General features: G+C 55.6%; 11 protein-coding genes. 8 read left to right on the top strand and 3 right to left on the bottom strand.

Annotated features, from left to right (window positions below; genetic code table 11):
• Nucleotides 1–2: 2 nt before the first annotated feature.
• Nucleotides 3–440 (bottom strand): dUTP diphosphatase, encoded by a 438-nt coding sequence (dut, locus tag PREDE_RS00565; RefSeq protein WP_027952147.1) that lies wholly within the window; start codon nucleotides 438–440, stop codon nucleotides 3–5.
• Nucleotides 441–570: 130 nt separating this feature from the next.
• Between dut and dgt the strand changes: the two genes are divergently transcribed.
• Entirely contained in the window at nucleotides 571–1,908 is a 1,338-nt protein-coding gene (dgt, locus tag PREDE_RS00560) for a dGTP triphosphohydrolase (protein WP_015298328.1), read from the top strand.
• Between the two features lie 77 nt (nucleotides 1,909–1,985).
• On the opposite strand, the gene PREDE_RS00555 is transcribed toward dgt, so the two are convergent.
• Together PREDE_RS00555 and PREDE_RS00550 are read right to left on the bottom strand one after the other, a co-directional pair.
• Nucleotides 1,986–3,002, bottom strand: coding sequence for a GNAT family N-acetyltransferase (locus PREDE_RS00555; protein WP_005845747.1), 1,017 nt, complete (start codon nucleotides 3,000–3,002; stop codon nucleotides 1,986–1,988).
• Nucleotides 3,003–3,021: 19 nt separating this feature from the next.
• Nucleotides 3,022–3,912 (bottom strand): hypothetical protein, encoded by an 891-nt coding sequence (locus tag PREDE_RS00550; RefSeq protein ID WP_005845746.1) that lies wholly within the window; start codon nucleotides 3,910–3,912, stop codon nucleotides 3,022–3,024.
• Nucleotides 3,913–4,215: 303 nt separating this feature from the next.
• On the opposite strand from PREDE_RS00550, the gene PREDE_RS00545 reads away from it, so the two are divergent.
• From PREDE_RS00545 to murD, 7 genes are all read left to right on the top strand, one after another.
• Complete coding sequence (locus PREDE_RS00545) at nucleotides 4,216–4,674, top strand: division/cell wall cluster transcriptional repressor MraZ (RefSeq protein ID WP_005845744.1); 459 nt, start codon at nucleotides 4,216–4,218, stop codon at nucleotides 4,672–4,674.
• On the top strand, nucleotides 4,671–5,609 hold the full coding sequence (rsmH, locus tag PREDE_RS00540) for a 16S rRNA (cytosine(1402)-N(4))-methyltransferase RsmH (RefSeq protein WP_005845742.1): 939 nt from the start codon (nucleotides 4,671–4,673) through the stop codon (nucleotides 5,607–5,609). The genes PREDE_RS00545 and rsmH overlap by 4 nt, the downstream gene beginning before the upstream one ends.
• On the top strand, nucleotides 5,606–6,046 hold the full coding sequence (locus tag PREDE_RS00535; RefSeq protein WP_005845741.1) for an FtsL-like putative cell division protein: 441 nt from the start codon (nucleotides 5,606–5,608) through the stop codon (nucleotides 6,044–6,046). Before rsmH ends, PREDE_RS00535 begins: the two co-directional genes overlap by 4 nt.
• Before the next feature lie 6 nt (nucleotides 6,047–6,052).
• Nucleotides 6,053–8,233 (top strand): penicillin-binding protein, encoded by a 2,181-nt coding sequence (locus PREDE_RS00530; protein WP_005845740.1) that lies wholly within the window; start codon nucleotides 6,053–6,055, stop codon nucleotides 8,231–8,233.
• 44 nt (nucleotides 8,234–8,277) lie between these two features.
• Nucleotides 8,278–9,735, top strand: a complete 1,458-nt coding sequence (locus PREDE_RS00525; protein ID WP_015298327.1) for a UDP-N-acetylmuramoyl-L-alanyl-D-glutamate--2,6-diaminopimelate ligase — start codon at nucleotides 8,278–8,280, stop codon at nucleotides 9,733–9,735.
• Nucleotides 9,736–9,779: 44 nt separating this feature from the next.
• Nucleotides 9,780–11,048 carry a phospho-N-acetylmuramoyl-pentapeptide-transferase gene (gene mraY / locus PREDE_RS00520; RefSeq protein WP_005845738.1) on the top strand — a complete coding sequence of 423 codons (1,269 nt, stop codon included), beginning with the start codon at nucleotides 9,780–9,782 and terminating at the stop codon, nucleotides 11,046–11,048.
• 110 nt (nucleotides 11,049–11,158) lie between these two features.
• A complete protein-coding gene (murD, locus tag PREDE_RS00515) occupies nucleotides 11,159–12,490 on the top strand; it encodes a UDP-N-acetylmuramoyl-L-alanine--D-glutamate ligase (protein ID WP_005845737.1) in 1,332 nt (443 codons plus the stop codon).
• The last annotated feature ends 7 nt before the right edge of the window (nucleotides 12,491–12,497 follow it).

Here is a 12,497-nt window from a genome sequence, read left to right as displayed (position 1 = left end):
GTTCACTTCACGCCGGTGTGGCCGTAGCCGCCGGCACCGCGTTCGGTCTCGTCGAGCACGTCGACGGGCTCGAGTTCGGCCTGCTCGTAGCGGGCTATGACCATCTGGGCAATGCGCTCGCCGGCATTGACCACAAAGTTTTCTTGGGAGAAATTGACGAGCAGCACCATCACCTCGCCCCGATAATCGGCGTCGATGGTGCCGGGCGTGTTGAGCACAGTCACCCCATGCTTCAGGGCCAGACCGCTGCGAGGGCGCACCTGCGCCTCGTAGCCCTCGGGCAAGGCAATGCGCAAACCCGTGGGGACAAGGCGGCGCTCCAAAGGCCGGAGCACCATGGGGGCATCGATATTGGCTCGCAGGTCAAGGCCCGCACTCTGCTCGGTGGCATAGGCCGGCAGGGGCTGGCGGCCGGTGTTGACAACTTTGATTCTTACCATAATAAGTGCAAAATTACGCATTTCCATGCAGACGGGTTCATTTTAAATATTAAAAAGACAGAAAATTGGGGAAATAGACGTATCTTTGCGCCTAAACCACAAGATAAAACGACACCAAGAACACGACGACATGAACTGGAAACAACTCATCTCCAACAGGCGGCTCGGACAGGAAGACACGCATCCGCTGCGCCATGACGACCGCTCCGAGTTCAAGCGCGACGGCGACAGGCTCATCTATTCGGCCCCTTTCAGGCGGTTGCAGAACAAGACCCAGGTGTTCCCGCTGCCGGGCAGCGTGTTTGTGCACAACCGGCTGACACACTCCCTGGAGGTGTCGTCGCTGGGCAAGTCGCTGGGCGACGACGTGGCCACGCGGCTCATCGAGCGGCACCCCGAACTGCGGGGCACGCTGTTCGAGGAGATTGGCACCATCGTGCAGACGGCCGGATTGGCCCACGACATGGGCAACCCGCCCTTCGGGCACTCGGGCGAAAAGGCCATCCAGACCTATTTCACCGAAGACGAGGGCAGCTGTCTGCGCGGCAAGGTGAGCGAGGCTTTCTGGAACGACATCACGCATTTCGAGGGCAATGCCAATGCTTTTCGCCTGCTCACCCACCAGTTTGCCGGCCGGAGACCCGGCGGCTTTGTCATGACCTATGCCTCGCTGGCCGCCATCGTGAAGTATCCCTTTGCCAGCAGCGTGGCGGGAAACCACGGCAAATTCGGATTCTTCGGCACGGAAGAACCCACTTACCGCAGGATTGCCGAGGAGCTGGGCATCGTCCGCCTGTCCGCCCCGGGCGAGCCCCTGCGCTGTGCACGCCACCCATTGGTCTACCTCATGGAGGCGGCCGACGACATTTGCTACGAGATTATGGATATAGAAGACTCCCACAAACTGAAGATTCTCTCGTTCCAAGAAACCGAGGAACTGCTCATGGGATTCTTTGATGACGACATGAAACGCAGAATCAGGCAGCGGCTGGACAGAGAAGGCGTGACCGATCTGAACGAGCAGGTGGTGTACATGCGGGCCTGCGTCGTGGGCAAACTGGAGAACGAGTGCGTGAAAACTTTCGTGGAACACGAGGAGGAGATACTGGCGGGCACCTTCCAAGGCAGCCTCATTGACAACATTGCACAACTGCAACGTGAGGCCTACAAGCGATGCGCCGCCCTGTCATACAAGAAAATATACCGAAGCAAACCCGTGCTCGACGTGGAACTGAGCGGTTACAAAATCATGGAGACGCTGATGCAGACACTTATCGGGGCCGCCGTGCACCCTGAAAAATTCCACAGCCAGCAGCTCATCGGGCGATTCAGCAGCCAGTACGACATCCAGAGCGAAAGCCTGGAGACACGCATCATGGCCGTGCTCGACTATATCAGCGGCATGACCGACGTCTATGCGCTGGACGTTTACCAGAAAATCAACGGCATCTCACTGCCTATCGTGTAGGCGGCATGCAAGTGCGCTCTCCCACAGGAGGGGGAACTGAAAACAGAAAAGGCAAGTGTGCGAAACCCGCACACACCTTAATCGGACACATTTTGATGGGCTGCCGCACGGCCGCTCATGCTGGAGGGTGCCGGGGGGAGACTTTGGTTGACGGCTTCGGGATGCTCGTCGACAAAGCTGTTGATGTGGCGCACGCGCTTCTCCTCGAAGATTTCGTCCATCGCAATCAGGATGCCACTCTCCTCAACATTGCCAAACTCACGGTTGATGCCCGTGCCGAAGAACTTCATGGTGGGGCTCAGATTCATGTAAGCATTAATCAGCGGCGGGATGTTGAAGCCCAGATTGCGTATTTCCCGGTTCAGAATGCGATAGTCTTTCCTAAAGTCGTCTTCACAGAAAATGCGGGACAATTCTTCTTCGTTAGTGCTCGTTTTCAACGGATTCATCGGTACAACGAGCTGCTCGTGGTCGCCAAAGTGCTTGCGCAGGAAGTAGAGTATCATGTCGCGACCACGACTCACGAACGAGGGATACATCGTCATCTTACCAAAGAAATACTTGCAACGGGGGTTGATGACCGTCAGGGCGCCGAGGCCGTCCCACAAGTTGTCGAGGGCAAAGATGGACTTGGTGTTCCTGCGCACATTCTGATACTCCAGCGAAACAAACGAGCGGCCCAGCTCAACAGTATAGGGAGCATACTCGCGCATGAAGTTTTCAGAGAAGCGGAACATGTGGCTCATGGCCAAATTGGGCTGTCCATCGGCATTGAGCCGCCAATTCTCGCCGAAGAGATAACGGTAGCCGCCAATGATTTCTTCGGCTTCTGGATTCCACACCACCAGCTGGCTGCAGCCGTTTTCCATGGTGTCGAACTCGTCAATATCCGCCGACTTGCCGGTGCCGCCGCCCGAGGTGCGAAAGGCCAGCTCGCGCAACCGCCCTATCTCCAACATCACATTCGGGGCATTCTGGGCCGTCACGATGTAGATGTCGTTGTGGCTCTTGTTGGTCGTCCGCAGCAGACGTTCGTGCGTCAGCTCGCTTTTCAACAAATCCTTACTAATCGGCTGGATAATCTGTTCTTCCATAAACACTTGTTATTTAAGGTCACTCGCCTCTAAGACCGGCAGGACCCGCTTGTTCGTACACGCGATCTTCAACGAATTTAGCCCATTCCATCGGGGTTCGACTCTTGTCGAAAGTCTGCCAGGGAATGGGCTTGCCAATGACGATTCGGAAGTCTTTGTGCACGTTGCGATACATCTCGTCCACCAGAAACAGCATGGCAAGATTCACCTTGAGCCCAAGCCGCCTCTGCCATTTGGCTATGCGATAAAACCGTTCGGAATTGCGCCCGCTGAAATAAATGGGCACCACGTCGCGCTGATACTCCACGCTCTTGGTAATAAAAGTCTTTTTCCACGGCAGGTCATGGATGATACCGCCCGTCTTACGGGAATTGAGACCGGCTGGAAACATCAGCATGTGGTTGTCGCTCTGGAAGCCCGACTCGACCATTTGGGGAAAATTGCGGCCCTGGCGCCCCGTCTTGTTGATGCCGATACAAACCGGTTTCAAGCCCGGGAGAAACATCAACAGGTCGTTGACCAGGTAACGGAACCGGCCGTCGTAGTGCTTGCCGATGATCGATCCCAAGCACACACCGTCCTGTCCACCCAGCGGATGGTTGGACACAAAGGTGTAGAACCGGCCGTCGTTCTTGTCGGGCAGATTCTCTTCGCCCTCTATCGTGACGTGCATATCAAGATAACGGACACACTCGGCAAGCCACTCGGTGCCCACCTTGTCACGACTTTTCCACAAGAAATCATTAACCTCGTCCTCGTGAACCATGCGTTTCAGCCAAGCTACGACCATTCGGGGCAAAAATTTCACCTTGTCGCCCATCTTGCTGCGCAGCACTTTCTCAATATCAATGATCTTGTCTGCGGCCCTGTCCGTAGCCTGGCTGGTCTCCTTTTCTATGCTTTCGCTCATCCTTTACGCCATACTAAACAGATGCAAAAATAGCATTTCTTTTTCTAAATTCCTTAATCTTGTACAAAAAAGTTTGTTTTTTGTAGGTTATGCAAGCAAAAAGAAGCCAAATGAAGAGCTATCCCTTGACGAAACCAAAGCGCCTCCTGAATCCTGTGCACCCAAGAAAAGCCCCTCACGCAACGGCTACGCCTTGCCTTGAAACAATAAAAAACACGTATTCTTAAAAATTGTGGGGCAAAGTGGCGCAAAGTGGGGAATTTTGCGTAACTTTGGAGGCGAATAGAGCTTATAGATGTACGCATGCGTTTTTTAGGTAATATCGAAGCCAAGGTCGATGCGAAAGGACGGGCATTTCTGCCGGCTTCTTTCCGCAAGTTACTCACGTCGCCCGACGAGGAGAACCTTGTGCTGCGCCAGGACATCTTCGAGAACATCTTGGTGATTTATCCGGAGAGCGTGTGGAACGCACTGATGGACGAGATGCGCCATAAGCTCTCTCGGTGGGACCGCCGGGAGCAGATGGTTTACCGAACATTCGTGAGTGGCGTCATCAATATCAGCGTGGATGCCACGGGACGCATCCTCATTCCCAAGCCCTTTCTCCAGACCGCCGGCATCAAGCAGTCGCTGAGATTCGTGGGTATGGGCGACTCCATCGAGATTTGGGCCAACGACCCCGAGGCCTCGCAACCGTTCATGGACAAGGATGCCTTTGGCGCCGCCTTGGAAGACGTGATGAAAACGACAACCGCAGAATGACAAAGACCGCAGAGACTTACCATGTACCCGTGCTCTTGACCGAGAGCATTGATGGGCTCAACATCAAACCGAACGGCATCTACGTGGATGTTACCTTTGGAGGCGGCGGGCACTCGCGCGAGATCCTCTCGCGGCTTGGTCCGGAAGGACGGCTCTACAGCTTCGACCAGGACGCCGACGCGGAACAGAACGCCGCTTTCACGTCCAGTGCATCGCACCCGGCACCGGGGAATTTCACCTTTGTAAGGTCGAACTTCAGATACCTGAAAAACTGGATGCGCTACTACGGTGTGGAGCAGATAGACGGGGTGCTGGGCGACCTCGGCGTATCGAGCCATCACTTTGATGACGAGAGCCGCGGGTTCTCTTTCCGCTTCGATGCCCCGCTCGACATGCGGATGAACAAACGTGCGGGGAAGACAGCGGCCGACATTGTGAACGACTATGAGGAAGAACGGCTGGCCGACATCTTCTATCTCTACGGCGAACTGAAGAGCTCCCGTCGCATTGCAGCCACAGTGGCCAAGGCCCGACAGGACAAACGCATTGTCACGACACAGGATTTCATCCAGGCCGTGGAGCCCCTCTTCCGGCGGGAGCGCGAAAAAAAAGATATGGCCAAGCTGTTTCAGGCCCTGCGCATTGAGGTGAATCACGAGATGGCCGCACTCAAAGAGATGCTGGCCGCCGCCACCGAACTGTTGCGGCCGGGTGGCAGGCTGAGTGTCATCACATACCACTCGCTGGAAAGCCGCATCGTAAAGAACATGATGAAGACCGGCAACGTAGAGGGCAAGATACAGCAAGACTTCTTCGGACGCATTGAAAGTCCCTATACGCTCATCAACAACAAGGTGATCGTGCCCGGCGAAGAAGAGCAAACCAGAAATCCGAGAAGCAGAAGCGCGAAACTGAGAATTGCAGAGAAGAAATGAAAGAAGACGAAACCAAACAGGACGACAACAAGGAACTGACCGAGGGTGAGGGCCTCTCGCTCAAGGAAGTGATACAGGAACAGGCCATCGAGGGCGAGGCCCCGCTGTCGCGCACCCTCTCCCTGCGCAAGATTCTTGGTGGTGACATCCTCAACACGGCCATCATTCGACGACAAATCTGGCTCTTCGTGCTCATCGCTTTCTTTATGCTGCTCTATATCTCCAACCGTTACAGCTGCCAGCAGGACATCATTGAGATAGACCATCTGCAGACACAACTGCAGGATGCCAAGTACAAGGCACTGTCGAGCAACAGCCAGCTCACGGAAAAGAGCCGCGAGAGCAATGTGCTCAACGAGCTGAAGAACAACAAGGACAGCGTGCTGAAGATGGCCAGTCAACCTCCTTATATCATTAATGTGCCCGAAGAGAAGTAGTCGCTCATGAGCAAGTTTGACAATAAAAAGATTATCCCCCGATACCGGGCCATCGCCATTCTGATGACCTTGCTGGCTCTTGCCGTCCTCGTCAAGGCCAGCTACATCATGACGGCCAAGCGCGACTACTGGACGAAAGTGGCCAGCCGGGTGAAGAAAGACAGCGTAGAGGTGGTGCCCATGCGCGGCAACATCCTGAGCTGCGACGGCCAGCTGCTGGCTTCTTCGCTTCCCGAATTCAAGATCTACATGGACTTCGGGCAGCTACACGAGGCGGGCAACGACTCGCTGTGGCATGCCAAGATAGACAGCATCTGCAACGGATTGCACGACATCTTCCCCGAACAAAGTGCCACGGCTTTCAAGAATCACTTGGCCGAGGGCATGAAGAAAGAGAAACGTCACTGGCCCATATGGCCGAAGCGCATCAACTATAACACGTTCTCCGAGGTGAAACAGCTGCCCGTGTTCCGGCTGTCGAAGTTCCAAAGCGGATTCCATTGCGACGAGTTGAACTCGCGCGAGCGGCCCTACGGCACACTGGCCGGGCGAACCGTGGGCGACATGTATGCCGCCATGAACGACGGACGGACGCCGCGGTGCGGCATCGAACTGTCGTACGACTCGCTGTTGCGGGGCACCAATGGCATCAAGCACCGCCGGAAAGTGCTCAATAAATTTCTGGACATCATGGACACACCGCCCATCGCTGGAGCCGATATTGTGACCACCATAGACGTGAGCATGCAGGATTTGGCCGAGCGATCCGTCATCAACGAACTGCGCGAAATCAACGGTAACGTGGGCGTGGCCATTGTCATGGAGGTGCAGACGGGCGACATTAAAGCCATCGTCAACATGGAAAAGTGCGTCGACGGCGAGTACCGCGAAATTAAAAACCATGCCGTCAGCGACCTGTTGGAGCCCGGTTCGGTGTTCAAGCCCATCTCCATTATGACCGCACTGGAAGACGGCATGTGCGACACCAACAAAGTGGTAGAGACCGGTCCCGGCATCTGGCCCATGTACGGGCGCGAGATGAAAGACCATAACTGGCGGCGCGGAGGCTATGGAACAATGAACTTGCCCAAGACGCTGAAAGTGAGTTCCAACATCGGGGTGAGCCGTATCATCGACGAATACTATCACAGCAACCCGGAGAAATTCGTGCGTGGAGTGTACCGCTCGGGCATTACGGCCGACTTGCATATCCCCATTGTGGGGGCAGCATCGGGCAAGGTACGGATGCCCATGAAGAACAAGCGCGGCGAATGGACGAACTGGAGCAACACGGCACTGCCCTGGATGAGCATCGGCTATGAGACCCAGATACCTCCCATCTCGACCTTGGCGTTCTACAACGCCATTGCCAACGGCGGACGCATGATGCAGCCCCGCTTTGTAAAGGCTGCCATCAAGGACGGCGAGATCATCGAGGAGTTCCCGCCGCAGGTGGTGAAAGGCCATGAACAGATCGCCTCGCCAAAGGTTATCAAGGACATGCAGGAGATGCTGCGCAAGGTGGTAAGCGAGGGACTCGGCAAAAAAGCCGGCTCCGAATCGTTCCAAGTGGCCGGCAAGACGGGCACCGCACAGATGTCCAAGGGCGCCGCAGGGTACAAGAGCGGCACGATGAACTACCTGCTCTCCTTTGCCGGCTACTTTCCTGCCGACAATCCTCGCTACAGCTGCATCGTGTGCATCCAGAAGTCGGGACTCCCGGCATCGGGCGGCGGCATGAGCGGCGTGGTGTTCCATCACATTGCCGAGGGCATCATGGCCCAGGATATTCGGCTCGATGTCAAAGATGCCCGCGACTCCGCATCGGTGTTCGTCCCCGACGTGAAAGACGGAAACATCCTTTCTGCCGACTATGTGCTGTCGCATCTGGGCATCAAGACCAATGCCGACTTCTCAGGTTCAGCCATCACTGCGTCCCGGAACAAGATATGGGGCATTGCCGAGAAGCGGCAGAATCTCGTGGCTCTGCTCCGCCGCAACGACCTCGGCAACCGATACATCCCAGACGTGAGCGGCATGGGCGCACGCGATGCAGTCTACCTGATTGAGAAGCGGGGCGTGAAATGCCGCCTCCTCGGACGGGGACGGGTGGTGAAGCAAAGCCTGGAACCCGGACATTTCATCAAGAAGACAAAGGGAGAAACCTGTGTCCTCACGCTGGAATGACAGCCCCGCGGCTCCATGTCAAGAACTATAAACCAAGCAAGAATATGAAGATTCAAGAGTTGCTGAAGAACATCAGGCCGCTCGCCATGGCCGGCGAGACAGATGTGGAAATCACAGGTGTAGACATCGACTCGCGCCAAGTGAAAGACGGTCACCTCTTTGTGGCCATGAAAGGGACACAGGTAGACGGCCATCTGTTTATCCCAAAGGCCATCGAACTCGGAGCCAAGGCTGTGCTCTGCGAGGATATGCCCACGGAGAAAGCACTGGGCGTGACCTACGTGCAGGTGGAATCCACGGAAGATGCAGCTGGCAAGGTGGCTACCCTGTTCTACGGAGACCCCTCGCGCAAGCTCAAGCTCGTAGGTGTGACAGGCACCAATGGCAAGACTACCATCGCCACCTTATTATATAATATGTTCCGCAAGATGGGTCACAAATGCGGTCTGCTCTCCACCGTCTGCAACTACATCGAGGATGAAGCCATCCCTGCCGACCATACCACTCCCGACCCCATCGAACTGAATATGCTGCTCGCCCGCATGGTCGAAGCCGGGTGCGAATATGCTTTTATGGAGTGCTCCAGCCACGCTATCGCCCAAAAACGCATCGCCGGACTGAAGTTTACCGGCGGCATCTTCACCAATCTCACCCGCGACCATCTGGACTATCACAAGACATTCGAGAACTACCGCAACGCCAAAAAGGCCTTCTTCGACGGGTTACCCAAGACAGCCTTTGCCATTACCAACGCCGATGACAAGAACGGCATGGTGATGGTGCAGAACACCAAGGCCGTGGTCAAGACCTATTCCATGCGTCAGATGGCCGACTTCCGGGCCCGCATCATCGAGATGCACTTCGCCGGGATGTACCTTGATGTAGACGGTCATGAGGTGGGCGTGCAGTTTATCGGCAAGTTCAACGTGAGCAACCTGCTCGCCGTCTACGGTGCAGCCCGCATGCTGGGCAAGCAGCCGGAAGAGATTCTCGTGGTGCTCAGCACGCTGCACAGTGTGAGCGGCCGGCTGGAACCCATCACCTCACCCGAGGGCTATACGGGCATTGTGGACTATGCACACACTCCCGACGCACTGGCCAACGTGCTCAACGCCATCCACGAAGTACTCAACGGCAAGGGACACGTCATCACGGTCTGTGGTGCGGGCGGCAACCGCGACAAGGGCAAGCGGCCGCTCATGGCCCAGGAAGCCGTTCGACAGAGCGACCGTGTCATCATCACGAGTGACAACCCACGCTTCGAGAACCCGCAGGACATCATCAACGACATGATGGCCGGGCTCAATGCAGACCAGCAGAAAAAGGTCATCAGCATGGCCGACCGCCGGGAAGCCATCCGCACGGCCTGCATGATGGCCCGGAAAGGCGACGTGATTCTCGTGGCTGGCAAGGGCCATGAGAACTATCAAGAGATTCAAGGCGTGAAGCATCACTTCGACGACCGCGAGGTTCTGCGCGACATTTTCGGCATCGGGAAATAGGGCTGCAGCCTCCCCCTATCCAAAAACATCAAAAGAGTATTCGCATGCTGTATTATCTTTTTCGGTTCCTGGAACAGTTTGGTATCTCCGGCGCACGCATCTGGGGCTACATTTCTTTCCGTGCCTTGCTGGCACTCATCCTGTCTCTTGTCATCTCAGCCTGGTTCGGCGAGCGCTTCATCAAGTATCTCAAGAGCAAACAGATTACAGAGACACAGCGTGATGCCAAGATCGATCCGTTCGGTGTCAAGAAGATTGGCGTACCCTCAATGGGCGGAGTCATCATTATTGTCTCCATCCTCATTCCGGTTTTGCTGCTCGGTCGTCTGCGCAACATCTATCTGATACTGATGATTATCACCACCCTGTGGCTGGGCTTCCTCGGCGGCATGGACGACTTCATCAAGATTTTCCACCGCAACAAGGAAGGTCTCAAGGGCAAGTACAAGATCGTGGGGCAGATAGGCATCGGCTTGATTGTCGGTCTCGTGCTATGGGGATCGCCCGACGTGAAGTCCAACGAGAACATCGTGTTAGAGCGGCAAGGGCAGGAAGTGGTCGTCAAGCACCGAGCTGAGGCCCGCAAGACGCTCAAGACCACCATCCCGTTTGTCAAAGGGCACAACCTCGATTACTCCTCCATCATGTCGTTCTGCGGCAAATACAAAACAGCTGCCGGCTGGATTCTCTTTGTCATCATGACCATCTTTGTGGTAACAGCCGTCAGCAACGGTGCTAATCTCAACGACGGCATGGACGGCATGTGTGCAGGCAACTCGGCCGTCATCGGCGTGGCCTTGGGCATTCTGGCCTATGTGAGCTCGCACATTGAGTTCGCTGCCTACCTGAATATCATGTACATTCCCGGCTCGCAAGAGCTGGTTGTCTTCATGTGCGCCTTTGTCGGAGCCCTCATCGGCTTCCTCTGGTACAATGCTTACCCGGCCCAAGTGTTCATGGGCGACACCGGATCGCTCACCATCGGCGGCATCATCGCCGTGAGTGCCATCATCATTCACAAAGAATTGCTGCTGCCCATCCTCTGCGGCATCTTCTTTGTAGAGAGCCTCAGCGTTATCTTTCAGGTGTGGTATTACAAGCTCGGCAAGCACAGAGGCATCAAGCAACGCATCTTCAAGCGCACGCCCATTCACGACAATTTCCGCATCACCGAGGAGCAGCTGGACCCCGATTGCCACTATCTCATCAAGAGTCCGCACTCACCCAAGCACGAAGCCAAGATCACCATCCGCTTCTGGATTGTCACCATTATCCTTGCAGCCCTCACCATCATCACGCTCAAAATAAGGTGACGCTCAGGCGGATGCCGACCGAAAGACATTGAAGAGGCGGCACACAGCACGCATCAGGTGCCAGGCATCCGGCATCATGAGGCAAGTTAACACGTAAAGAAGAAAGAAGAATGAAAAGAATCGTAGTATTGGGAGCCGGGGAGAGTGGCGCGGGAGCCGCCGTCCTGGCCCAGAAAGAAGGCTTTGACGTTTTCGTGTCCGACACTTCGCTCATCAAGGACAAGTACAAGAAGATACTCGATGACCACGGCATAGCTTGGGAAGAAGGCCACCACACGGAGGCCAAGATTCTGAATGCCGACGAGGTCATCAAGAGCCCCGGCATCCCCAAGGAGGCTCCGATGGTGCAGAAACTCATGGCCCAAGGCACGCATATCATCAGCGAAATCGAGTTTGCCGGCCGCTACACCCATGCCAAGATGATTTGCATCACGGGCAGCAACGGCAAGACCACCACCACCTCGCTCATTTATCACATCTTCAAGGCTGCCGGTTACGATGCCGGACTGGCCGGCAACATCGGTCACAGCCTGGCCTTGCAGGTGGCCGAGGAGCCACACGAATACTACATCATCGAGCTGAGTTCGTTCCAGCTCGACAACATGTACAACTTCCGAAGCAACATTGCCATCCTGCTCAACATCACGCCCGACCACCTCGACCGCTATGACTTCAAGTTCCAGAACTACGTCGATGCCAAGATGCGCATTCTTCAGAACCAGACCGAGGACGACAGCTTCATCTTTTGGAACGACGATCCTGTCATCAAGCAGGAGCTCGACAAGTACGACATCCGCGCCGTAAAGTGTCCTTTCTCCGAGCTCAAGGAGAAAGGTAGCATCGGCTACATGGAGGAGGGGCAGTACAAACTGGAGTTCCCAACCCCGTTTAATATGGAGCAAGAGGAACTCTCGCTCACGGGCAAACACAATATCTACAACTCGCTGGCGGCCGGTCTGGCCTCCAATATCAGCGGCATCAAGAAAGAGATTATCCGCAAGAGCCTGAGCGACTTCCCCGGAGTGGAGCACCGCCTGGAAAAGGTGTGCGACGTGGCCGGCGTGCACTATATCAACGACTCCAAGGCCACCAACGTAGACGCCTGCTGGTATGCCCTGGAAAGCATGCGCACTCCCACCATTCTCATCATCGGTGGCAAGGATAAAGGCAACGACTACTCGGAAATCCAAGAACTGGTGAAACAAAAATGCGTGGGCCTTGTCTATCTGGGTGCCGACAATGCCAAGCTGCACGCCAATTTCGACCATCTGGGCATCCCCGTCCGCGACACCCACTCCATGCAGGAGTGCGTGGCCGCCTGTTACGACATGGCCCGGCCCGGCGACACCGTGCTGCTCTCCCCCTGCTGCGCCAGCTTCGACCTTTTCAAGAATATGGAGGATCGCGGCGACCAGTTCAAGACACTGGTCCGAAACCTTTAATCCCTGC

The organism is Prevotella dentalis DSM 3688, assembly GCF_000242335.1.
In the GTDB taxonomy this organism is placed as follows: Bacteria; Bacteroidota; Bacteroidia; order Bacteroidales; family Bacteroidaceae; genus Prevotella; species Prevotella seregens.
This window is presented reverse-complemented; position numbering and strand designations above follow the sequence as displayed.